Genomic DNA, 23,769 nt, shown 5'->3' on the forward strand with positions numbered 1-23,769 from the left:
GGAAAAAACTGGCGGCGGAAGTGATGGCTAACGTCCTCGGGCAGCACTATTTCACCGATATTTACCGCGCAGGCAAACCGGTGAAATACCTCAATCTGCCAACCGAATACCATCTATCCCGGCAGGGCCATAAAGCCGTGCTGGAGTTTGTGTTGCCGCTGGCCCAGCCACAGCCGTTGGCGGGGAAACCCTTTGAGATTGCCACCTACGATCCCACCTATTTTGTGGACATGACCTATCAGGATCAAAAGGCGCTGCACTTGCCGCAAGAGATGGCCAAGCAGTGTAAATTCAGCCTGATGGCGCCAAAGCCTGATTCGTCATTACAAGCCTATGCACTGTCTCTCGATAAAAACGACTCGCCTGGCGAAGATATGGCATTAGGGCAACAGTTTGCCCAGCGGGTGACGTTAACATGTCACTAAACCTCAGCCAGACCAGCAAACCTCAGCGCCATTGGGCCTTCAGCCTGTGGCCGTTGTTGCTGTTCTTTGTTCTGCTGGCGGTGGTGACCCAGTGGGGTTGGCATTACTGGCCGCAACTGTTGATGCAAAGCGTGGTGTGGCAGAAAGGGCTACATCAGGAAATGGCGGCGTTGCTGCAACAGGTCAAGGCGGCTCCCCAGCAAGCGGGAGTGGCGCTGATGCTGTTCAGTCTAGGCTATGGCGTATTGCATGCCCTGGGGCCGGGCCACGGTAAAGTGGTGATCGCCACCTATCTGGCTACCCACCCGGCACGGTTGAAAAGCAGCCTGAAGCTGACGTTTGCCGCCTCCGTGGTGCAGGGATTGGTCGCGATCGCCCTGGTCACGCTAGTGTTGGTGGTGCTACAACTTTCTTCCCGTCAGCTGCATCAGAGCAGTTTCTGGCTGGAGAAGGGCAGTTTTATTCTGGTGATCCTGCTCGGTGTCTTACTGAGCTGGCGGGCGTTAAAGCGCTTATTCATGGCGGTAAAAGCCATGCGGCCTCGGCCTGCGCTGCGTATCAACAGCTTGCAACCTCTGCCAGCCGAGCATGTACATAGCGCGAATTGTGGTTGCGGCCACCGGCATTTGCCGAGCGATGAGGAACTGCAAGCCGGCAATGATTGGCGCACCAAAACGGCGATTGTGTTGGCAATGGGGCTACGGCCTTGCTCCGGGGCGATCCTGGTATTACTGTTTTCCAAGGTGATCGGCGTTTTTACCTGGGGCGTATTGTCGGCACTGGCCATGGCATTGGGTACTTCGATCACGATTTCCGGCTTGGCGCTATTGGTGCATTACAGCCGTAAGCTGGCGATACGCATCAGCCGCCAGCGCGCACCAGCGGCCTGGAGTGCGATTGCTTGGGGCTCGTTGGCGTTAGCCGGAGGTTTAATTTTGCTGTTTGCCGGTGTGCTGCTATACGTCAGCGCTCAGCCGGAATTTGGCGGCGGGATCCGGCCTTTTTCCCGTTAAACGCAGGATTAAATATTGAACAAAAAGATAACATAAGTAAAATAACCTAATGTAATCCCTCAGGATTTATTATAAAGAAAGAGAGGTTTATCATTAGTTTCTATGAGTTCCAAGCCAGATTCCGGCGTATCTATCAGGAAAATATTGCCTGGAAGTTATTGCGCGCGGATAACGCCCCGCTGATATTGGCCTTCGTCGCCGATCTGTTCAGTGAAGAAAATGAAGTGCCCTATGGGCGTGCCCGCATTCTATTGGACAGCATTCTTGAACAGTGCCGCCTCCAGGGAATTTGGATCACCGAAAGCCCTGCGACCAGCTATCTGAACCAATGGATCCAGGCAGGGTGGTTACGTGAGTTGGACGGCCAACTGACCAAAACCGATGCCTGTGAAACCGCCCTACGCTTTAGCCTCTCTTTAGATCAGCACAATGCCACCACCACGGCCTCACATTTACGCATCGTACAAGATGCGGTACGTGACTTTGTGATTTCTATCTCACCCAATCCCGATCGCCGTTTGGCGGTGCTTGAGCAGAAAAGGCGTGAAATTCAGCGTGAAATAGACGCGGTCAATGCTGGGGTGATCGTTGAGCTGTCGCCTTCTCAGCAACGAGAGCGTTTACGGGAAATCTATCAGTTGGCTTCGGTGCTGACGGGGGATTTTCGCCGTGTCGAAGACGAAATCCGCACCATGGATAAAGATATTCGTATCCAGATGATCGAACAGGGAGCAAGCCGAGGGGAAGTGCTATTGGCAGTGCTGGAAAAAGAACAGCTATTGACCGAGACCGATGCTGGCAGTGCCTTCGAGGGGTTTTTCCAATTGTTGTGCGATCAAAACCGTACGACGGAATTTCGCGAGCAGTTACAGGTGATTCTGAATCTCCCGGTCGCAGAATCATTAACGGCCCAGCAAAAACAGTTTCTTGGGCAACTGATGCGTGAGCTGAGCCGCGAAAGTGAACGGGTATTTCTGATCCGCCGTAAGACCGAAGAGAGCTTGCGTGCTTATATCGAAAGCGGGACATTGTCTGAACAACGCGCTGTAGATCGCCTGTTGGGGCGGCTGGAGCGGTTGGCGATCCGCTTTAAGGAAGACCAGAACAGCTTGAAAATCAGCACCTCGGTACGTCTACCCACTGGGCATATTCGCTTTTACTCGCCAGATGCTCTGCTGCTGAAGTCTCCCGATGAGCAGTTGGATACCTCTGGCGTAGAAGTACAAACCAACGGCAATATTCCCAGCGACGATATGCTGGACTATCTGGACACGGTAAGCATGCTCGAAGTGGCGCAGTGCCTGCGGGAGATATTGCAGCGCGGTGGCCCTATGACCCTTGCCGCATTGGCGCAGCAGCAGCCGTTAGAGATGGGGCTGGAAGAATTGGTTGCCTGGCTGCGCGTTGCCAAAGCGGTAAAAGCGACGGAGCTGGATGAAAAGGAAACGATAATGGTGACGGATAAACAAGGTGTGCAACTGAATGCGGTGATCCCCGGCTATCTGCTGAGTGCGGCCATGTTTCCCGCGAACTTGGGGGAGCTGGCGCTATGAGTGAAGAGAAACTGTCATCCGGTGACTTGCTGGATCGCATGCGGCGTTTAAGCCAGCTTAGCAAAGAGCAGCGGGAACGAGCTCCCGAGCCTGAACCCGTGGCAAAACTGCCGGAAGAGCGGCTGGATTTGGAGCTGGATTTGCCGGCACCAGAGGTTGCTATCGCTGAACCCGAAGTCACGGAAGCTGATACCGAGGCGTTAGCCCCGGAGATCCGGCGTACTTTGGTTAGCCTGCTGCGTGTTGGTGTCGTCCTGGCTTCGCAAAAACCCAAGTTGTTTGAAAGCTTATGTCGCCATCAGGCCGTCATCGGTATTCATTTGGCCAATATGTATCTGCGTTTATTACTGGATGAAGCGGGCGGGGTGGCTTTTGTCCTGCAGCAAGATCTGGAGGAAGATGAGGAGACCGAAACCATTTCCCTGATTAACCGCCGCACCTTGTCCTTGTATGACACCTTACTGCTGTTGGTGCTACGCAAGCATTTTCAGGAGCGGGAGCGCGCAGGTGAGCAGCGCGTGATCATTGACATTGAGCGTATTGAAAGCCATCTGACGCCTTTTCTGCCGCTAACCAATAACAGTAAAGCGGATAGAAAGAAGCTGAATTCTGCGTTAGATAAAATGGCAGAGCGCTATATTTTGTCGGCGATCCGTGGCGAGAGCGAGCGCTATGAAATTACGCCGGTTATTCGTTATGTGGTGAATGCGGATTTTCTGGAAAAAATGCTCGAAGAGTATGAGCGGCTAGCTCTGAGCGCGGAAACCTCTCCGGCTAACAAGGAGGAAGCAGATGATGGTGAAGAGTGAACAACTGACGCTGGCTGGTGCTGATTGCGGGCAAATCAGGCTGGCTGAGTTATCCGTCTATAACTGGGGGTCATTTCACCAACTGCATACGGCCGTCATCGATCCGCTGGGCACCTTGGTGACTGGGGATAACGGGTCAGGTAAATCGACGCTGATCGATGGCCTGATGGCGCTGCTGCTGCCAGCGGGTAAAGCTTCGTTTAATATTGCCGCGGCGCAGGGGGATCGTACCGATCGTTCGCTGGTGTCCTATATGCGCGGCAGCTTCGGCTCGGAGCATGACGGAGCCAAAACGCGGGTCAAAAGCAAGCGTGAAGGACCCGTGCTTACCGCATTACGGGCATTATACCGTGCCGATGATGGCTCTTGCATCGTGTTGGCAGCGTTATTCTGGACCACCAAACACAGCCACGCGCTGGCTGACATTAGCCGGATCTATCTAGTGGCGCGGCGCGATGTTGCCTTGAAAGAGCTGTTAGATCGCTTTGGTGAGGGCAACGTGCGCGGCTTGAACCAATGGTTGAAAGAAGATCCCGCCATTACGCCATGCGGTGATAATTTTAGCGATTATCAGGAAACCTACCGGCGCTGCCTGCATATGGAAAATAAAAATGCTCCGGCATTGCTGGCGCGGGCGTTGGGTTTAAAGAAAATCGATGATTTAACCGAATTGATCCGGGAACTGGTGCTTGAAGCCAGCGGTGTTAAAGATGATGCCCGTCGGGTGGTGGATGAGTTCGCCGATCTGGTGGCGATCCATGAGCGCTTGCTGGATGCCCGCAACCAGCGGGATCATCTGATCAGGTTCCCCGATTTAGATCGTAGCTTGCGCAGCAGTGAAGCGGAGATCAAACGGCTAACGGCACAGCTTGATGCCTTACCGGTTTACATGGGGGAATGTGGTTTTCGCCTGTGGGAAACCAGGATCAAAGGGTTACAAAACCAACTGGACGCGCTGGCGTTGGAGATCAGGCAGTTGGATCGCGATGAGCAGGAAACCCAGGAACAGGTTGAAAAAACGCATACGGATTATATTAACGCCGGTGGCGATCGGATCGAAATCATCAAGCAAGAGTTGGCGCAGGCTCAGCGTCAACTGGAAAGCGTGGGTATTAAGGCCTCGGAGTATCAGCAAGAGGTTAAAGCTCTGGGGCTGGAGACCAGCCTGCGTGAAGGGGTCTTTCTACATAATCAGGCGATTTCGCGGGAAAAACTGCAAACCATTAGCGATGAAAAGCGCGCAGCTCAAGATGGATTTGGCGCGCTGAGCGCTGAGTTGGCAAACTTGCAAGGGCAGTTGCGCCAACTTGAACAGGAATTGGAAGGGATACGCGCCCGGCCTGATTCGAATATCGATCTGCGTTTCCAACGTTTGCGTGACGAAATGGTGGCTGCCTTGGCGTTGCCACGTGAACAATGTCTGTTTATCGGGGAACTGTTGGATGTTGACCCGGATCAGCAACAATGGCAAGGGGCTATCGAGCGGGCATTAGGCGGCATTCGCACGACGCTAGCCGTGCCGGAAACCAGCTTTCATTTGGTGACCCGCTGGCTGAACCAGCGTCATACCGGGCTTCATGTCCGAGTGCAGGTGGTTCGGGAAGCCGTAGCGTCAGCCCAGCCAGCGTTCCATCATGATGGCTACCTGCATAAATTAACCTGGCGCGAGCATCCTTACCGCAGCTGGCTGCAGCACCATCTGGCGCATTTCGATTTGCACTGTGTCGATACGGTCGAAACTCTGGATGCCACCGCATTTTCCATGACTCAGCAAGGGTTGATTCATCGCGACAAAGGTCGTTTTGAGAAAAAGGATCAGCATAAGGTTGACGATCGGCGGGCATGGCAACTGGGGTTTTCTAACCAGACGCGTATTGCCTTGTTAGAGCAGGATATCAAGTCATCAGACAATGAGTTGAGCAAAACGCAAAAGGCGCTGGAATCGGCGCGTATCGATCTGGATGAGGTTAACCAACGGGAAGCGTTGTGGCAAAAACTGCCTCGCTATCGTTGGGAAGATATCGATGCTCCGCTGTGGCAAGGCAAGGTTGGCCGGATTGAGCAACAGCTTAATCAGTGGGTGGCTTCAGGGAGCGATCTCCAGCAGTGTAAAGCACGTTGGGAGGAGGCCAAGCAGCGTTTAGCCACCTTGCGGGGAGAGAAAGACCGCAAGAATGCCAGCCAAGGCGGGTTGGATAACGAAAAAGCCAACGCGCAGCGCGAGCAGGATAAAGCCAGCAAGGCGGCGGAGCCTGGGATGGAAGACGAGGTGCGTCTTCTGCTACAACAACGAGTCGGGACCTTGGACGACGCGGAGCTGTCTCAACTGGCGTTTTTGGCTGAATCACACCGCAAGCGGTTGGTGACAGCTCAGGATAAAGCCAGCGATCGCAAGAACAATGCGCTGCGGGAAGCGGTGGGCAGTATGTCATCCTTCCGTACCAAGTGGGAAATTATCGCAGGTAGTTGGGGAGCCAGTGTCGACAGCCTGCCCGAGTATTTGCAACACCTCGAACAGTTGGAGCGGGAAGGTCTGCCAGCCTTGGTGGATCAGTTCAAAGCACGTCTGAATAAGCACGCCACCCAGTCAATGGTGCGTATTCGTCAACGCATTGATGCCGAACGCGATGATATTTTGGAGCGGATTGCGACTATCAATAAAGTGCTGGCTCGCACCGAGTTCCGTGCCGGGAGCTATTTGAAGTTGGGCACCAAGATCGAACTGTATCCTCACGTGCAGGATTTTAATCGCCAGTTGGATAAGGTTTTCGCTCAGGCAACCAGTGACGATCATCTGGCACGTTATCAGCAGTTAAGGCTGGTGGTAGGGATCCTGGAAAAAGCCAGTAATCCGGCCTCTTCGGGGACGCAGGAAAGCCTGCGCCTGCTGGATGCGCGTTATCAAATGTCCTTCTTTGCCGAAGAACGGGATATGGCCAACCATGACGTGCGTGACGTCTTGCTATCTTCGGGCGGAAAATCAGGAGGGGAGAAGGAATCCTTCGCTGGCACGATTGTCGCCGCTAGTCTGGCCTATGTGTTGACTCCCGAAGGCCAGGAACGACCGGTTTACTGTACGGTATTTCTGGATGAGGCCTTTTCCAATACGGCGGAGGCCGTTAGCCGCCGGGTATTGCAGGTCTTCCGTGAATTGCACATTCACGTCAATATCATTACGCCCTATAAGAACCTCAACCTGGCGCGTGAATCTGCGCGCTCGTTGCTGATTGCCGAACGTGATGCCAAGAACCATGAAAGCCGCCTGTGTGAAGTCACCTGGGCGGAAATCGATCGGCGGTTGGATACGGCACGCCAACGCCGCGCACAGAACCTAGGCATCGAATTAACCGAGGTTGGCCAACATGGCGGATGATTGGGGGCGCTTGCCTGAGCAGGCTTATGCCTTGATCTCGAAGCGTGAATGGTTACACCGGGGCAATTTAAAAGCCCGTCTTTTGGGGGAACGCCCCTTTCCAATACGCGTTTCGCTGAAACCACCAACGAATCGGGCAATATTAGCTGACCTGGCCCATTTTCAGCGCTATGTCGGTGCCTGGCGGCAATTTCCGCAGCAGCAATGGCTTGAGTGGGAAGATCGTAATTATCGAACGTTAGGGAACCAGCGGGTGCCGATGGCGTTGGTGCTTGAGGATATCACCAGCTTGCTGGCTTATCTGGGGAAAGAGGCGCAAGCACGCAGCGATAGCTGGGTACGAAATATGACGCCATTATTGGCGATAGAGGCCAAATTGTACCCGGTATTGGTGAATTATCTGGAATTGTTAGCCTCGTTGTCCCCAATAGATATTCAGCGGTTGCAGCAGTTAATCCCTCAGCTTAAACCCGGCATGGGGAATGGACAGTATCTGCGTGCTTTACCGCTGCAAGGCGTTGATACCAAATTTGTCGAGCAATATGTTCGCTTGATTAGCGATCTGCTCAATTGCCTGCATGATGGGGCGATCGAGGCACAAGGTGGTTTGGCTAACTGGCTGGATGTTAAAGGCAATCATAAAGGTTGGTTAACGGTACGCCCGCTATGCGCCGCCGCGCAGGCCAGGCTGGGTGGATTAGGGTTGCTGCAGCTAACGGTGGACGAGTTGCGCCAACAGCCGTTACCGGCCAAACATATTCTGGTGGTGGAGAATGTGCAGTCAGGATTGGGATTACCCCTATTGGCCGATACGATAGCGGTATCCGGCGGAGGGAAAAATGTCAGTTGGCTGGACGCACCCTGGCTGGCCGATAAACAGGTCGCTTACTGGGGGGATATCGATTCGTGGGGATTGCATGTGTTAAGTGATGCGCGCAGCAAATTACCACAGCTGACGGCTCTGATGATGGATCATGCCACCGTGATGCGTTATTCAGCGATGATGGTTGACGAGGACTCTTCGATGACCGCAGTGCCAATGCACCTGAAGGAGAAAGAATTGGCGCTGTTTGAGGCGTTGATCGCCAAAAGTTACCCAGGAACGCGCTTGGAGCAGGAGAAGCTGGCGCCGGATTATATCCAACAGCAACTGAATGAATGGTTGAGCAGTTTGCAGTAGAAAACGCGGCATCAGTCGCCTGATGCCGCCCGAGATTAACGCTTCAGCGCTTCACTCAGTTCTTCACGCATATTGGAAAGCAATGCTTTCACCACACGTGGGTTACCGGCAACCACGTTGCCAGAGCTGAAGTGGTTATGGCCGCCAACGAAGTCGGTGACCAGGCCGCCAGACTCACGTACCAGCAGTTCGCCAGCAGCAAAGTCCCATGGCTTCAGGCCGATCTCAAAGAAACCATCAACGCGGCCAGCGGCAACGTAGGCCAGGTCCAGCGCAGCGGAACCGGTACGGCGGAAGTCGGCACATTGGGTGAACAGTTTGCCCAGCAGGTTGATGTAAGCTGGTGCGTGCTGTTTGACTTTGAACGGGAAGCCGGTCGCCAGGATGGTGCCATCCAGATCTTTGGCATTGGTGCCGCGCAGACGGTAACCGTTGAGCTGTGCGCCCTGGCCACGGGTGGCGGTGAACAGTTCGTTGCGCATTGGATCGTAAACCACGGCCACTTCAGTACGGCCTTTAATGCGTACGGCGATGGAAACGGAGAAGTGGGGGAGACGTTTGATGAAGTTGGCGGTGCCATCCAGTGGATCAATCACCCATTGTACATCCTGATCTTCACCGGTTAACTCACCGCACTCTTCACCAATAACGGTGTGTTTCGGGTAAGATTTACGGATGATTTCGATGATCAGGCGTTCAGCATCGCGATCGACGTTGGTGACAAAGTCGTTAGACCCTTTTTGAGTCGTTTCTACAGCGTCTGGAGTCTCGTAATTTTTGGCAATCAGGTTGCCAGCCTTGCGCGCAGCGCGCACGGCGATAGTCAGCATCGGATGCATGGGTATCTTCCACAGGATGTTAAAGAACAGGAAACGGCGCGAAGTATAGCAGGTGTTCGGCAAAATACCTACGACTGTGTTAGGATGCTACGATTTTCCGCAACGCTCAGAGTTTGTATGCTGCACAATATCCGCATTGTTCTGGTTGAAACCTCTCATACTGGCAACATGGGCTCTACTGCCCGTGCCATGAAAACCATGGGATTAACCAACCTGTATCTGGTCAATCCACTGGTGAAACCCGATTCCCAGGCGATCGCCCTGGCCGCAGGCGCCAGTGATGTAATTGGCAACGCCACGATTGTCGATACCTTTGATGAAGCCATTGCGGGTTGCCGCTTGGTGGTGGGCACCAGCGCTCGCTCGCGTACTCTCCCATGGCCGATGCTGGAACCCCGTGAATGCGGCGTGCGCGCGGTACAGGAAGGCGAGCAGGGGCCGGTTGCGTTGGTCTTTGGCCGTGAACGTGTCGGGCTAACCAATGACGAATTACAGAAATGCCATTATCATGTCGCCATTCCAGCCAACCCCGATTACAGCTCGCTGAATCTGGCTATGGCGGTGCAAATCCTGGCGTATGAGGTTCGCGTTGCCTTCCTCGAACGCCAGCAGGAAGAGGCTGCACCGGTGGAAGAGTCGCCGTATCCTCTGGTGGATGATATTGAACGCTTCTATCAGCATCTGGAGCAGACGCTGGTGCGCACCGGCTTTATCCGCGCCGCCCATCCAGGGCAGGTGATGAACCGTTTACGCCGCCTGTTTGCCCGGGCACGCCCGGAAGCGCAGGAGTTGAATATCTTGCGTGGCATGCTGACGTCGATCGAGAAACAGGATAAACAGCAAGGTAATTAATTTTGCTGTCACCCGCAGTTACGCAAGATAGTATTGCTTATCTGGGGGTTATAAGGTGTATTTTATATGCACCGGATAGCAAAGCGCACAAAAAGCACGAATACTTGAGTAAATTAGTAGGTTAAATAGTTGACTGATTTACTCGGGAATGTCAGAATTTGGCCCATGTTTGACCAACAGGTAACCAATTAGCTATGAGACTGACATCCAAAGGCCGTTATGCAGTAACCGCCATGCTCGACGTGGCATTACACTCCCAGGAAGGGCCGGTACCACTGGCGGATATTTCCGAACGCCAAGGTATCTCGCTCTCTTATCTGGAACAACTGTTTTCCCGTCTGCGTAAGAATGGCCTGGTGGCCAGCGTACGTGGGCCAGGCGGTGGTTACCTGCTGGGCAAAGACGCGGATGCTATCGCCGTGGGTGCGGTGATTTCCGCAGTTGACGAATCAGTAGACGCAACCCGTTGCCAGGGTAAAGAAGGCTGTCAGGGGGGCGATCGTTGCCTGACCCATACCCTGTGGCGCGATCTGAGCGAGCGCATCAGCGGGTTCTTGAACAATATTACGCTGGCCGAACTGGTGAACAACCAGGAAGTGCTGGACGTGGCAGACCGTCAAAATAGCGATACGCGCCGCACGGCCAACGGTCGTCTGCAAGAAACGATCAACGTTAATCTGCGCGCATAAGCAGCTGACGACTAATTTATTGGTTTTTGGAAGTGATGTACGGAGTACAAGAGCAATGAAATTACCGATTTATCTGGACTACTCGGCAACCACTCCGGTCGACCCGCGTGTTGCCGAGAAGATGATGCAGTTTTTGACCCTGGACGGCACTTTCGGTAACCCGGCCTCCCGTTCCCACCGTTTCGGCTGGCAGGCGGAAGAGGCGGTTGATATCGCCCGTAACCAGATTGCTGAACTGGTTGGCGCGGACCCGCGTGAGATCGTGTTCACCTCTGGGGCCACCGAATCCGATAACCTGGCGATCAAAGGCGCTGCCAACTTCTATCAGAAGAAGGGCAAGCACATCATCACCAGCAAAACCGAACATAAAGCCGTGCTCGATACCTGCCGCCAACTTGAGCGCGAAGGTTTTGAAGTCACCTATCTGGCACCGCAGAGCAACGGGATCATCGATCTCCAGGTTCTCGAAGCCGCGATGCGTGAAGACACCATCCTGGTTTCTATCATGCACGTGAATAACGAAATTGGCGTGGTGCAGGATATTGCCGCCATCGGCGAAATGTGCCGGGCGCGTGGCATTATCTATCACGTTGATGCGACCCAGAGCGTAGGTAAACTGCCTATCGATCTGAGCAAGCTGAAAGTGGATCTGATGTCCTTCTCCGGCCACAAGATTTATGGCCCGAAAGGCATTGGTGCTCTGTATGTGCAGCGTAAGCCGCGCATCCGCATCGAAGCCCAGATCCACGGCGGTGGCCATGAGCGCGGTATGCGTTCCGGTACGCTGGCAGTGCATCAGATCGTTGCCATGGGTGAAGCCTATCGTATCGCCAAAGAAGAAATGGCCAGCGAAATGGCACGCCTGCGCACTCTGCGTGATCGTCTGTGGAACGGCGTGAAAGATATGGAAGAAGTGTATCTGAACGGCGATCTGCAACACGGTGCACCGAACATTCTCAACGTCAGCTTCAACTACGTTGAAGGTGAGTCGCTGATCATGGCGTTGAAAGACTTGGCGGTTTCTTCAGGTTCTGCCTGTACTTCTGCCAGCCTTGAACCCTCCTATGTGCTGCGTGCACTGGGTATGAGTGATGAGTTAGCGCACAGCTCGATCCGTTTCTCCCTGGGGCGTTTCACCACGGAAGAAGAGATCGATTACACCATTGCGTTGGTGCGTAAATCCATTGGCCGTCTGCGCGATCTCTCTCCACTGTGGGATATGTTCAAGCAGGGCGTGGATATCAACAGCATCGAATGGGCACATCATTAATTCTCAGGATCCAGGAGCAACGTCATGGCTTATAGCGAAAAAGTAATCGATCATTATGAAAACCCGCGTAACGTAGGGTCGTTTGATAACGAAGATCCTACCGTCGGTAGCGGTATGGTAGGGGCACCGGCCTGTGGCGACGTGATGAAGCTGCAGATCAAGGTCAACAACGAAGGCATTATCGAAGATGCCCGTTTCAAAACCTACGGCTGCGGTTCCGCCATCGCTTCCAGCTCGCTGGTAACCGAATGGATGAAAGGCAAATCTCTTGATCAGGCCGAAGCGATCAAAAATACCCAGATCGCCGAAGAACTGGAGTTACCTCCGGTTAAAATTCACTGCTCAATTCTGGCCGAAGACGCCATTAAAGCAGCGATCGCCGACTACAAGAGCAAGCACAGCGCCAAGTAGTTATTATTGAGTCAGTTAGCCCGCCTTGCGGGCTAAGATTGAAGAGGTTGTTATGTCGATTACCATGAGCGACAGCGCCGCGCAGCGGGTTCAGGCATTTTTGGACCACCGTGGCAAAGGTCTCGGCCTGCGTCTGGGCGTGCGAACTTCCGGCTGTTCCGGAATGGCGTATGTGCTCGAATTTGTTGATGAAGCGAACGACGATGATCTCGTTTTTGAAGACAAAGGCGTCAAGGTGATCATTGACGGCAAGAGCCTGGTCTATCTGGACGGCACCGAGCTTGATTTCGTCAAGGAAGGTCTGAACGAAGGCTTCAAGTTCAACAACCCGAACGTCTCAAGCGAGTGCGGCTGCGGCGAAAGCTTTAACGTCTGACAGTCCATCGTGCTCCCCCGTGACCCACGGGGGAACCTCAATCATCACGATAACGCCCGAGCACGCTATGGATTACTTTACTTTATTCGGGTTGCCGGTCCGCTACAGCGTAGACGGCAGCTTGCTTACCTCACGCTATCAAGATTTGCAGCGCCAATTCCACCCCGATCGTCATGCCCTCCAACCTGAGCGTGAACGCCTGATGGCGTTACAGCAGGCGGCGACCATCAATGAAGCCTATCAGTCGCTGAAGCACCCGTTAAAACGTGCCGAGTATATGCTATCTTTGCACGGCTTTGATTTGGGCAATGAGCAACATACAATGCGCGACACGGCGTTCCTGATGGAGCAATTGGAGCTGCGTGAAGAGCTTGATGCCATTGAACGCTCGCCGGATGCGCAAAACGCGCTGGCTGCCTTTGCCATACGCCTGAACAAGACCTTCAAACAGCGTAGCGCGCAGATGGTGCAGGAGCTGGATGAGCAGCAGTGGTCGCAGGCTGCCGATACCGTGCGCAAGCTACGCTTTTTGGACAAACTCCAGCAACAGATTGAACAACGCGAAGAAAAATTGCTGGGTTTTGAGTAATAGATCCTTGATCTCGATTTTGGAAGCTCTGTAAATGGCCTTATTACAAATTAGTGAGCCTGGGCTCACGGCTGCGCCGCATCAGCGCCGCCTGGCTGCCGGTATTGATCTGGGCACCACCAACTCGCTGGTGGCTACGGTGCGTAGCGGCCAGGCCGAAACGCTGGCTGACCTCGAAGGGCGCTATCTGCTGCCTTCAGTGGTGCATTATCAGGCCACCGAACACCAGGTTGGCTGGAGCGCTCGTGCGCAGGCGGCACAAGATCCGGTCAATACGGTCAGCTCCGTCAAACGCATGATGGGCCGCTCTTTGGCGGACGTGCAACAACGCTATCCAAACCTGCCGTATCAGTTCCAGGCCAGCGATAACGGCTTGCCAATGATCGTGACCGCCGCAGGCCTGGTTAACCCAGTTGGTGTTTCCGCCGATATCCTCAGGGCACTGGCTACCCGCGCTAAAACGGCGCTGGAAGGTGAACTTGATGGGGTGGTGATCACCGTTCCTGCTTACTTCGACGACGCTCAACGCCAAGGCACCAAAGACGCTGCGCGTCTGGCTGGCCTGCACGTGCTGCGCCTGTTGAACGAACCGACCGCCGCGGCTATCGCCTACGGGTTGGATTCGGGTCAGGAAGGAGTGATCGCCGTTTACGATCTGGGTGGCGGTACCTTCGATATTTCCATTTTGCGCCTCAGCCGTGGCGTGTTTGAAGTCCTGGCTACCGGCGGTGATTCTGCGCTGGGTGGCGATGACTTCGATCATCTGCTGGCGGACTGGCTGCGTGAACAGGCAGGCATTAGCGATCGCAGCGATCATGGTGTGCAACGCCAATTGCTGGATGCCGCGATTGCAGTCAAAATCGCCCTGAGCGATGCGCAGAGCACCACGGTAGATATCGCTGGTTGGCAGGGTGAAGTGACCCGCGAACAGTTCGAAACGCTGATTGCCTCGCTGGTGAAACGTACCCAGATGGCCTGCCGCCGCGCACTGAAAGATGCCGCCGTCAGTGCCGAAGAGGTGCTGGAAGTGGTGATGGTGGGCGGCTCAACCCGTGTGCCATTGGTACGCGAACAGGTAGGCGAGTTCTTTGGCCGTACGCCGCTGACGTCGATCGATCCGGACAAGGTGGTAGCGATCGGTGCCGCTATTCAGGCGGATATCCTGGTGGGTAACAAACCGGATAGCGAAATGCTGTTGCTGGACGTGATCCCACTGTCGCTTGGCCTGGAAACCATGGGTGGCCTGGTCGAGAAAGTGATCCCGCGTAATACCACCATTCCGGTGGCGCGAGCGCAGGAGTTCACCACTTTTAAAGACGGCCAGAGCGCGATGATGATCCACGTGCTGCAAGGCGAGCGTGAACTGGTGCAAGATTGCCGTTCGCTGGCGCGCTTTACGCTGCGTGGTTTACCGCCGTTGCCTGCCGGTGGGGCACATATTCGTGTGACCTTCCAGGTGGATGCCGACGGCCTGCTGAGTGTGACGGCGATGGAGAAATCCACCGGCGTCGAAGCCTCCATTCAGGTCAAGCCTTCGTATGGCCTGTCCGATGCCGAAATTGCCGGCATGTTGAAGGACTCGATGGCCAATGCGCAAAGCGATGTCGGTGCTCGCAAGCTGGCGGAGCAACGGGTAGAAGCTTCCCGCGTGCTGGAAAGCCTGCAAGGTGCACTGGCGAGCGATGCCGCTCTGCTGAGTGATGAAGAAAGCCAGGCTATCAACAACGCGGTAGCCGAGCTCCAGCAAGTGATGCAAGGTTCCGATCCTGCTGCGATCGAGGCTGCAATAAAAATAGTCGATGCAACAACCCAAGATTTTGCCGCGCGCCGCATGGATGCTTCCATTCGCCGTGCGCTGGCTGGCCATTCTGTGGATGAGGTTTAACCATGCCGAAAATTGTTTTCCTGCCCCATCAAGATCTATGCCCGGAGGGGGCAGTACTGGAAGCGGAAGTTGGGGAAACCATCCTCGATGTCGCACTGCGTAACGGTATTGAAATTGAACATGCCTGTGAGAAGTCCTGCGCCTGTACCACCTGCCACTGTATCGTGCGCGAAGGGTTTGATTCCCTGGCCGAAAGCAGTGAGCTGGAAGATGACATGCTGGACAAAGCCTGGGGGCTGGAGCCGGAAAGCCGCTTGAGCTGCCAGGCCCGCGTCACCGAAGACGATCTGGTAGTCGAAATGCCGCGTTATACCGTCAACCATGCGCGCGAGCACTAGGAGTTACTAATGGGACTGAAGTGGACAGACAGCCGCGAAATCGGCGAAGCCCTGTACGATGCCTATCCAGATACCGATCCGAAAACCGTGCGTTTCACCGACATGCACCAATGGATTTGCGATCTGGAAGAATTTGACGACGAACCGCAGGCTTCCAATGAAAAAATACTGGAAGCGATCCTGCTGGTCTGGTTAGATGAAGCAGAGTAAATAGCATGACGGGCTGCCAAAGGCGGCCCGTTTATTTTGTATCCGAAATACCCGTCGTCTTTCAAGCCGCAGCGTTGTTACTTTATTGCCTAGCTGTGCTGTACAGGGATGTACGAATGCCGTGAGCGCATGGATGCGCAGGAACGGCCGACTTGAAATCCATAGGGTATACAATAAAAATCCCCAATGAATTTCGCTTGATAGAGTGAAGAATGAAGGGGGAATCCGGAGTAAGGCTATGACAACCGAAATCATGCAGATCACGCTATCCCAGCAACCCGCCGATGCGCGCTGGGGTGAAAAGGCGCTGCTGAGCACCAATGACCAAGGCATCACCATCCATCTGACCGCTACCGGCAAACTGGGCCTGATCCAGCGCGCGGCACGCAGGATCGATGGCCAGGGCATCAAGAAAGTGAAACTGGCCGGGGAAGGCTGGGACCTGGAAAACAGCTGGGCGTTTTGGCAGGGCTATCGCGGGCCTAAAGGGCAGCGTAGCGTTGAATGGGCAGAGCTGCCGGAAGCGGAAAGCCAAGAACTGCAACAGCGCCTGAAGATTGTCGATTGGGTGCGTGACACCATCAATATGCCAGCGGAAGAGCTGGGGCCAGAGCAACTGGCAAGCCGCGCGGTTGATCTGATGTGTGCTGTCGGTTGCGATGCCGTCAGCTACCGTATCACCAAAGGTGAAGACTTGCGTGAGCAGAAATACGCCGGTATTCATACCGTTGGCCGGGGGTCCGATCGTTCTCCTGTGCTGTTGGCATTGGACTTTAACCCGACGGGCAACCCGGATGCACCGGTATTCGCCTGCCTGGTAGGTAAAGGGATCACTTTCGACACCGGCGGCTACAGCCTCAAGCAGAGCGCGTTTATGGACTCGATGAAGTCCGACATGGGCGGCGCGGCCACCATCACTGGCGCATTGGCATTAGCGGTGGCACGCGGCTTGCAGCAGCGCGTCAAACTGTACCTGTGCTGTGCGGACAATATGGTCAGCGGTAACGCCTTTAAACTGGGCGATATTATCCGCTATCGCAATGGCAAAACGGTTGAAGTGATGAATACCGATGCGGAAGGGCGTCTGGTGTTGGCCGATGGCCTGATCGATGCCAGCGCGCAAAACCCTCAGTTGATCATTGACTGTGCTACCTTGACCGGCGCCGCCAAAACGGCGGTAGGGAATGATTACCACGCGCTGTTCAGCTTTGACGATGCGCTGGCGCAAGAGCTGTTGGCCAGTGCGGATGAAGAGCACGAGCCGTTCTGGCGCCTGCCGCTGGCGGAATTCCACCGCAGCCAGTTGCCGTCAAACTTTGCTGAACTGAACAACGTTGCGGGCCCGGCTTACACCGCTGGTGCCAGCACCGCCGCGGCTTTCCTGTCGCACTTTGTACAGAATTACCAACAGGGTTGGTTGCATATAGACTGTTCTGCCACCTATCGCAAAGGTGCCGTGGATCAGTGGTCAGCAGGCGCAACCGGTCTGGGCGTACGTACGCTGGCCAACCTGTTGCTGAGCAAAGCCAAGTAACTTGTTCTGGTAATTGCTGCATCCCCTCACCCCAACCCTCTCCCACAGTGAGAGGGGGCTGGTACGGTGATAGGGTGAGGGGCAGAGTTAACCTGCGGCACGGGCAGTCCCTGATTATGTGTCAGGCATTGGCGTTAATTTGTAGCACGGTCAGTCCCCTCTCCTTGGGGAGAGGGTTAGGGTGAGGGGAACATCACTGAAACTGGAAAACTTTTCACCTTGATTATTCTAAATTTTCTGTAAGGGCTCAGCATGCTGAGCCCTTAATACATTGGAGGAGTCGGCAATGAGTTCCCACCACCATCATGATGATGACGCCGTTTCAGGCGAAAACGAGCTTGAGCGCCTGCTGAGGCTGGCGGCCTCGGAACCGGCGCACCGCCCGGCGTTTTTCCGCGAACTGCTGGATTCAACGGTCTACATTCTGGGTGACAGCGAGCAGGTGCCGCACGACGGTGAAATTACGTTGAATGCCGAGACGCCGGTGAACATTCAGCATTGGGAAAAGCAGGATGGCAGCAGCGTGGTGCCTTTCTTCTCCTCGTTGGAGGCGCTGCAAAAAACCGTGGAGGATGAGCAACCTTTTATCGCCATGCCCGCTCGCGTGCTGTTTGAAATCACCCAGGGTGCCGAACTGTTCCTGAACCCGAAAGGCACCCACGGCAAGGAATTCCTGCCTGCCGAGATCGCCATGCTGTTGGCTACCGGTGGTGTGGTGAAACCGGCTGAGCGTTATATCGATACCGAAACCCAACTGTTGTTGGGGCAGCCTGAAGAGTATCCGGCGGCGATGGTGGATGCGCTGACAACCTTGTTCAGCCAGCGGAAACCGGTACGCCGCGCTTTCCTGGCGTTAATGCACGATCGCGCCGTAGACGAGAAGCCGAACCTGCTGGTGGGGCTGGAAGTGGATGGCGATCCGGCAGAGATTGAAGCGTTGATCAGTGAAGCCGGTATGGTGGCCAGCGAAACCGCGCCGAATGATGAGCCAGTCGATTTTTGCCTGGTAGAGGAGAATGCGCGGGGTGTAAGCCACTATCTGATCACCCATACCCAGGCTTTCTACCAGCGTCGCTGGGGCAGTTGGCTGCGAAATATTATTCCATCGACCGATAAAACCCAGTAAGCCGACCGCTCAGGATCGAATTTGTCGCTGACTATCGTGGATTAAGATAATTTTTTTTTAATGAAATGTTGATTTTCCCGTAGGCAAGCGTTAACAGCGCACATATAATCTGCGCCACTTGAAAGGCCGGCACTTCACTTTATCGCCCGGCCTGTTTTGGAAGACATAATAGAGGCCATCATGACCGTAGAACGTACCTTTTCCATCATTAAACCAAACGCAGTAGCTAACAATGACATCGGCGCTATCTATGCTCGCTTCGAGCGCGCGGGTTTCAAAATCATCGCATCTAAAATGTTGCGCCTGACTCGCGAACAGGCCGAAGGCTTTTATGCTGAGCACAAAGGTCGTCCTTTCTTCGACGGTCTGGTTGAGTTCATGACCTCTGGCCCGATCGTGGTACAGGTTCTGGAAGCCGAAAACGCCGTACAGCGTAACCGTGACATCATGGGCGCAACCAACCCAGATAACGCATTGGCTGGCACCCTGCGTGCTGACTATGCAGACAGCTTCACTGCCAACGCCGTTCACGGCTCAGACGCAGTAGAATCTGCCCAGCGTGAAATCGCCTATTTCTTTAACGAAAGCGAAATCTGCGCACGTTAATTGCGGGTGTTTTTCTGCTGAAACCGGCTATTTACCGGCAGATACAATAAAAATGCCGTGAAAGCCTTTCAGACGTAGAAACCCGCTACTAAAATTTGTACAATGCCGCGCCCCAGGGAAGTCATCTTGCCTGGGGCGTGTCTTTTGATGACACACTTACTTTCCACTCCTTCAAGCCATAACGTGTAATAACGAGGCTAAGAGATCATTATGTTAGAACCCATCGCGCCCGAGCATACCTTGTCTGAAAATACTTCCCTGACCGTGCAAACGGAACAACCGGCTACGGCCAAAATCAATCTGCTGGATTTAAACCGTCAGCAATTGCGTGAATTTTTCGCCAAAATGGGTGAAAAACCTTTCCGCGCCGATCAGGTGATGAAGTGGATGTATCACTATTGCTGCGATGATTTTGAGCAGATGACCGACATCAACAAGGTACTGCGCAATAAATTACAGAGCGTGGCGGAAATCCGTGCGCCGGAAGTTGCAGAAGAGCAGCGTTCGGCCGATGGCACCATCAAGTGGGCCATCAAGGTGGGCGATCAACAGGTCGAAACCGTCTATATCCCGGATGGCGATCGCGCCACCCTGTGCGTGTCTTCACAGGTAGGCTGTGCACTGGAGTGCAAATTCTGTTCCACGGCTCAGCAGGGTTTTAACCGTAACCTGCGCGTCTCGGAAATCATCGGCCAGGTCTGGCGTGCCGCTAAAATCCTGGGTGCGATCAAAGTCACCGGCCAGCGCCCGATCACCAACGTGGTGATGATGGGCATGGGCGAGCCGTTGCTTAATCTGACCAACGTGGTGCCCGCGATGGAAATCATGCTGGATGACTTTGGTTTTGGTCTGTCCAAGCGCCGCGTAACCTTGTCCACTTCCGGTGTCGTACCCGCTCTGGACAAATTGGGCGACATGATCGATGTGGCACTGGCCATTTCGCTGCATGCGCCAAACGACAAGATCCGCGACGAGATCGTGCCGATCAACCGCAAGTACAATATTGAAACCTTCCTGGCGGCGGTACGCCGTTATCTGGAAAAATCCAATGCCAACCAAGGGCGGGTCACCGTTGAGTACGTGATGCTGGATCACATCAACGACAGCACCGATGACGCGCACCAACTGGCGGAAGTGCTGAAGGATACGCCGTGCAAGATCAACCTGATCCCGTGGAACCCCTTCCCCGGAGCACCTTATGGCCGCAGTTCCAACAGCCGCGTTGACCGTTTCTCCAAGGTGTTGATGGAATACGGCTTTACGACTATTGTTCGTAAAACCCGTGGCGATGACATCGATGCTGCCTGTGGGCAGTTGGCGGGAGAGGTGATCGATCGTACCAAGCGTACCCTGAAAAAGAAAATGGCCGGGGAACCTATCAACGTACGAGCGGTCTGAATCCTATAGCATGATTTTTTTGTTATCTAACAGCCTGTTATGTGAGCAGCAATCCTTCAGGCGATCGGGTAACATCGGATAAGGAAATGAGTGCAAGCATGAAGCTGAAACTGTGGGGTGTATTATTGGCGGCCAGTTTGCTGGCGGGCTGTTCCAGCTCGCAACCCGATAACGACGGGCCAGCGGTGGCGGCAGGCCAGACCCGGTTGCAACTGGGTCTGGAGTATCTGAACCAGGGCGATCTTCCCGCTGCCAGGCAGAATCTGCAAAAAGCGGTGGATGCGGCCCCACAGGATTATCGTACCCAATTGGGCATGGCACTCTACAACCAGCGGATCGGTGATAACGCCGCCGCTGAACAGCGTTATCAACAAGCGCTTAAACTTGCACCGGGTAACGGTACCGTATTGAATAATTACGGTGCGTTTCTCTGTAGTTTAGGGCAGTATGTACCGGCCCAACAGCAGTTTAGCGCTGCGGCACTGGCGCCAGAATACGGCCAGGTTGCCGACAGTCTGGAAAACGCAGGTTACTGTTTCCTCAAGGCCGGTCAAAATGATGAAGCTCGTAAGTTATTAACGCGAGCGCTGAAGATCGATCCGGACAAGGGGGCTCCGCTGCTAGTGGAAGCAGAAAAGCAATTTGGAGAAGGGAAGCGCGCGCAGTCGCAACTTTTATTGGACAGTTATCAACATGTTCTGCCGGCGAGCGCCGACAGTCTATGGTTACAGATTCGTTTCGCCGCGTTAGCGGGCCGTCAGGATAGCGTTCAACGCTATGGCAAACAGCTAGCGCGAAGTTTTCCACAATCCAAACAGTACCAGCAGTTCTTAGCTAATGAATACTGAAGATTCCCAAGATAAAACCGTAACTATGACAACAGGTCAACGCCTGCGCCAGGCTCGTGAACAACTCGGGCTGAGTCAACAGGCCGTGGCAGAACGCCTGTGCCTAAAAATGTCTACCGTGCGCGACATTGAAGACGACAATATGTCTGCCGATCTGGCTTCAACGTTCGTGCGTGGTTATATCCGTTCCTATGCCAAGCTGGTGCATCTGCCAGAAGATGAACTGTTGCCGATGCTGGAAAAACAGGCACCGGTGAGAGCGGCCAAAGTGGCTCAGATGCAGAGCTTCTCTTTGGGTAAGCGCCGTAAAAAACGTGATGGTTGGCTGATGAGCTTTACCTGGCTGATTGTGTTTGTGGTCATCGGCTTGACCGGTGCCTGGTGGTGGCAGAATCACAAGGCACAGCAAGAAGAGATCGCGACCATGGCGGATCAATCTTCCGCTCAGCTTTCTCAACATGGCGAAGGCCAGCCGGTGCCGTTAACCGACGGCAACGTGGATAATGGCGCTTCTGCGGTCGATCCCGACAGCAACCCTGCGCCAGCAACCAATGGCGCGGCGACGGCTCAACAGGTCCCTGCCGTGCTTGCTCCTCAGGCGGCTCAGCAGCCTGCGGTGGTCGCACCAAGCCAGGCCACTATCCCGGATGCAGTTCCTACGGCTCCAGCAGCCCAGGGTCAGTTGCCTACCGCTACCGCTGGTGTCAGTGCTCCAGAGGCAGATGCCAATGGGTTGATCATGGATTTCTCCGGCGACTGCTGGGTACAAGTGGTTGACGCGACGGGTAAATCCTTGGTCAGCGGCATTCAGAAAAGCGGTTCCCGGCTGAATCTGGCAGGAACGGCCCCGTATAAACTGACCCTCGGCGCACCGGCTTCAGTACAGGTTCAATTCCAGGGTAAACCGGTCGATTTAAGCCGGTTTGTCAAGTCAAACCGTGTTGCTCGTCTGACCGTTGCCGCGCAGTAATTGCGTGGCTATTGTCGGAATAAAAGAGCAGCAGTGGAGAGTAACTGATGCATAACCAAGCTCCCATTAACCGTCGCAAATCCACCCGTATTTACGTCGGTAACGTGCCTATAGGCGATGGAGCGCCGATTGCTGTGCAATCGATGACCAACACCCGTACCACCGATGTCGAAGCGACGGTTAATCAGATCCGGGCTCTGGAGCGCGTGGGGGTCGATATCGTCCGCGTTTCCGTTCCCACCATGGACGCCGCCGAGGCGTTTCGGCTGATCAAGCAGCAGGTCAACGTACCGCTGGTGGCCGATATCCATTTCGATTACCGCATTGCGTTGCAGGTTGCCGAATACGGCGTTGACTGCCTGCGTATCAACCCAGGCAACATCGGCAACGAATCACGTATCCGCTCAGTGGTTGACTGCGCACGTGACAAAAATATCCCGATCCGCATTGGTGTTAACGGCGGCTCGTTGGAAAAAGATATTCAGGAAAAGTACGGCGAACCTACGCCGGAAGCGCTGCTGGAATCCGCCATGCGTCACGTGGATATTCTGGATCGCCTCAACTTTGACCAGTTCAAGGTGAGCGTGAAAGCGTCCGACGTGTTCCTGGCCGTGCAGTCTTACCGGCTGCTGGCTTCTCGTATTGACCAACCCTTGCACCTTGGTATCACCGAGGCGGGCGGAGCACGCAGTGGCTCAGTGAAATCAGCCATTGGCCTGGGCATGCTACTGTCGGAAGGGATCGGCGATACGTTGCGCATTTCGCTGGCGGCGGATCCGGTCGAAGAAGTGAAGGTTGGCTTTGATATCCTGAAGTCCTTGCGCATCCGCGCTCGTGGCATCAACTTCATTGCTTGCCCAACCTGCTCACGTCAGGAGTTTGACGTCATTGGTACCGTCAATGCGTTGGAACAACGCCTGGAAGACCTCATCACCCCGATGGACGTGTCCATTATCGGTTGCGTGGTGAATGGGCCGGGCGAAGCCCTGGTGTCTACCATTGGGGTAACCGGCGGGCACAAGAAGAGTGGCTTCTACGAAGACGGCGTGCGCCAGAAAGAGCGTTTTGATAACGAACAGATGATTGACCAGTTGGAAGCGAAGATCCGGGCTAAAGCGGCCATGATGGACGAATCCAAGCGCATTTCGATCAATCTTCTGGAAGAATAAGCCAGTGGGCATTTGGCCCACTGATGAATTATCCGAGGGCTAGATTGTGCATCTGCGTTGAATAGCGGGTGGCAAAGTCCCTATAATCGGATCCATTTTATAAAACGGACAGAGAACTCACGTGGCAAAAAACATTCAAGCCATTCGCGGCATGAACGATTACCTGCCGGAAGAAACGGCACTGTGGCAACGTATTGAAGGCACACTCAAGCAGGTGCTGAGCGGCTATGGCTATAGCGAAATCCGGTTGCCGATTGTAGAGCAGACCCCGTTATTTAAACGCGCCATCGGTGAAGTGACCGACGT

The 23,769-nt window shown here is 54.5% G+C and carries 24 protein-coding genes; 23 read left to right on the forward strand and 1 reads right to left on the reverse strand.

Going from position 1 to position 23,769, the window contains the following annotated elements; translation table 11 throughout:
- From ACLQ7H_RS04715 to ACLQ7H_RS04740, 6 genes are all read left to right on the forward strand, one after another.
- A partial coding sequence (locus tag ACLQ7H_RS04715) for a DUF1007 family protein (protein ID WP_411751670.1) occupies positions 1-425 on the forward strand: 425 nt, incomplete at its 5' end.
- Positions 416-1,438: a nickel/cobalt transporter gene (locus ACLQ7H_RS04720; protein ID WP_411751671.1), complete on the forward strand. Its 1,023-nt coding sequence runs from the start codon at positions 416-418 to the stop codon at positions 1,436-1,438. The genes ACLQ7H_RS04715 and ACLQ7H_RS04720, both read left to right, overlap by 10 nt.
- 128 nt (positions 1,439-1,566) lie before the next feature.
- Entirely contained in the window at positions 1,567-2,991 is a 1,425-nt protein-coding gene (locus ACLQ7H_RS04725; protein ID WP_411751687.1) for a DUF3375 domain-containing protein, read from the forward strand.
- Positions 2,988-3,800, forward strand: a complete 813-nt coding sequence (locus tag ACLQ7H_RS04730; protein ID WP_411751672.1) for a DUF4194 domain-containing protein — start codon at positions 2,988-2,990, stop codon at positions 3,798-3,800. The genes ACLQ7H_RS04725 and ACLQ7H_RS04730 overlap by 4 nt, the downstream gene beginning before the upstream one ends.
- Positions 3,784-7,173 carry an ATP-binding protein gene (locus ACLQ7H_RS04735; protein WP_411751673.1) on the forward strand — a complete coding sequence of 1,130 codons (3,390 nt, stop codon included), beginning with the start codon at positions 3,784-3,786 and terminating at the stop codon, positions 7,171-7,173. The genes ACLQ7H_RS04730 and ACLQ7H_RS04735 overlap by 17 nt, the downstream gene beginning before the upstream one ends.
- Positions 7,163-8,353 carry a DUF3322 domain-containing protein gene (locus tag ACLQ7H_RS04740; protein ID WP_411751674.1) on the forward strand — a complete coding sequence of 397 codons (1,191 nt, stop codon included), beginning with the start codon at positions 7,163-7,165 and terminating at the stop codon, positions 8,351-8,353. The genes ACLQ7H_RS04735 and ACLQ7H_RS04740 overlap by 11 nt, the downstream gene beginning before the upstream one ends.
- Positions 8,354-8,388: 35 nt before the next feature.
- On the opposite strand, the gene suhB is transcribed toward ACLQ7H_RS04740, so the two are convergent.
- Positions 8,389-9,192, reverse strand: coding sequence for an inositol-1-monophosphatase (gene suhB / locus ACLQ7H_RS04745; protein ID WP_411751675.1), 804 nt, complete (start codon positions 9,190-9,192; stop codon positions 8,389-8,391).
- Positions 9,193-9,309: 117 nt separating this feature from the next.
- Between suhB and trmJ the strand changes: the two genes are divergently transcribed.
- The 17 genes from trmJ to ACLQ7H_RS04830 form a co-directional block, all read left to right on the forward strand.
- Entirely contained in the window at positions 9,310-10,044 is a 735-nt protein-coding gene (gene trmJ / locus ACLQ7H_RS04750; protein ID WP_411751676.1) for a tRNA (cytosine(32)/uridine(32)-2'-O)-methyltransferase TrmJ, read from the forward strand.
- A 194-nt stretch (positions 10,045-10,238) separates the two neighbouring features.
- A complete protein-coding gene (gene iscR / locus ACLQ7H_RS04755) occupies positions 10,239-10,733 on the forward strand; it encodes a Fe-S cluster assembly transcriptional regulator IscR (RefSeq protein WP_021178861.1) in 495 nt (164 codons plus the stop codon).
- Between the two features lie 55 nt (positions 10,734-10,788).
- Positions 10,789-12,003 (forward strand): IscS subfamily cysteine desulfurase, encoded by a 1,215-nt coding sequence (locus ACLQ7H_RS04760; RefSeq protein ID WP_411751677.1) that lies wholly within the window; start codon positions 10,789-10,791, stop codon positions 12,001-12,003.
- A gap of 24 nt (positions 12,004-12,027) precedes the next feature.
- Positions 12,028-12,414 (forward strand): Fe-S cluster assembly scaffold IscU, encoded by a 387-nt coding sequence (gene iscU, locus ACLQ7H_RS04765; protein WP_004952090.1) that lies wholly within the window; start codon positions 12,028-12,030, stop codon positions 12,412-12,414.
- A gap of 52 nt (positions 12,415-12,466) precedes the next feature.
- Positions 12,467-12,790, forward strand: coding sequence for an iron-sulfur cluster assembly protein IscA (gene iscA / locus ACLQ7H_RS04770; protein ID WP_411751678.1), 324 nt, complete (start codon positions 12,467-12,469; stop codon positions 12,788-12,790).
- Positions 12,791-12,857: 67 nt separating this feature from the next.
- A complete protein-coding gene (gene hscB / locus ACLQ7H_RS04775; RefSeq protein ID WP_411751679.1) occupies positions 12,858-13,379 on the forward strand; it encodes a co-chaperone HscB in 522 nt (173 codons plus the stop codon).
- A 34-nt stretch (positions 13,380-13,413) separates the two neighbouring features.
- Positions 13,414-15,264 carry a Fe-S protein assembly chaperone HscA gene (gene hscA, locus ACLQ7H_RS04780; protein ID WP_411751680.1) on the forward strand — a complete coding sequence of 617 codons (1,851 nt, stop codon included), beginning with the start codon at positions 13,414-13,416 and terminating at the stop codon, positions 15,262-15,264.
- A 2-nt stretch (positions 15,265-15,266) separates the two neighbouring features.
- Positions 15,267-15,602 (forward strand): ISC system 2Fe-2S type ferredoxin, encoded by a 336-nt coding sequence (gene fdx / locus ACLQ7H_RS04785; RefSeq protein WP_021178856.1) that lies wholly within the window; start codon positions 15,267-15,269, stop codon positions 15,600-15,602.
- 9 nt (positions 15,603-15,611) lie between these two features.
- Positions 15,612-15,812: a Fe-S cluster assembly protein IscX gene (iscX, locus tag ACLQ7H_RS04790; RefSeq protein ID WP_021178855.1), complete on the forward strand. Its 201-nt coding sequence runs from the start codon at positions 15,612-15,614 to the stop codon at positions 15,810-15,812.
- 238 nt (positions 15,813-16,050) lie between these two features.
- Positions 16,051-17,346, forward strand: a complete 1,296-nt coding sequence (gene pepB / locus ACLQ7H_RS04795; protein ID WP_411751681.1) for an aminopeptidase PepB — start codon at positions 16,051-16,053, stop codon at positions 17,344-17,346.
- A 286-nt stretch (positions 17,347-17,632) separates the two neighbouring features.
- On the forward strand, positions 17,633-18,472 hold the full coding sequence (sseB, locus tag ACLQ7H_RS04800) for an enhanced serine sensitivity protein SseB (protein ID WP_411751682.1): 840 nt from the start codon (positions 17,633-17,635) through the stop codon (positions 18,470-18,472).
- 180 nt (positions 18,473-18,652) lie between these two features.
- Positions 18,653-19,078: a nucleoside-diphosphate kinase gene (ndk, locus tag ACLQ7H_RS04805; protein ID WP_202671266.1), complete on the forward strand. Its 426-nt coding sequence runs from the start codon at positions 18,653-18,655 to the stop codon at positions 19,076-19,078.
- A 210-nt stretch (positions 19,079-19,288) separates the two neighbouring features.
- Positions 19,289-20,476, forward strand: coding sequence for a bifunctional tRNA (adenosine(37)-C2)-methyltransferase TrmG/ribosomal RNA large subunit methyltransferase RlmN (locus ACLQ7H_RS04810; protein ID WP_411751683.1), 1,188 nt, complete (start codon positions 19,289-19,291; stop codon positions 20,474-20,476).
- A gap of 98 nt (positions 20,477-20,574) precedes the next feature.
- Positions 20,575-21,324 (forward strand): type IV pilus biogenesis/stability protein PilW, encoded by a 750-nt coding sequence (gene pilW / locus ACLQ7H_RS04815; protein ID WP_021807187.1) that lies wholly within the window; start codon positions 20,575-20,577, stop codon positions 21,322-21,324.
- Positions 21,314-22,294, forward strand: coding sequence for a cytoskeleton protein RodZ (gene rodZ / locus ACLQ7H_RS04820; protein ID WP_411751684.1), 981 nt, complete (start codon positions 21,314-21,316; stop codon positions 22,292-22,294). The genes pilW and rodZ overlap by 11 nt, the downstream gene beginning before the upstream one ends.
- 47 nt (positions 22,295-22,341) lie before the next feature.
- The gene (gene ispG / locus ACLQ7H_RS04825) at positions 22,342-23,463 is read left to right on the forward strand and encodes a flavodoxin-dependent (E)-4-hydroxy-3-methylbut-2-enyl-diphosphate synthase (RefSeq protein ID WP_411751685.1); all 1,122 of its coding nucleotides are present in this window, start codon (positions 22,342-22,344) and stop codon (positions 23,461-23,463) included.
- A 121-nt stretch (positions 23,464-23,584) separates the two neighbouring features.
- A partial coding sequence (locus ACLQ7H_RS04830) for an ATP phosphoribosyltransferase regulatory subunit (protein ID WP_411751686.1) occupies positions 23,585-23,769 on the forward strand: 185 nt, incomplete at its 3' end.

It is taken from the genome of Serratia sp. (in: enterobacteria) (assembly GCF_046715635.1).
Lineage (GTDB): Bacteria > Pseudomonadota > Gammaproteobacteria > Enterobacterales > Enterobacteriaceae > Chania.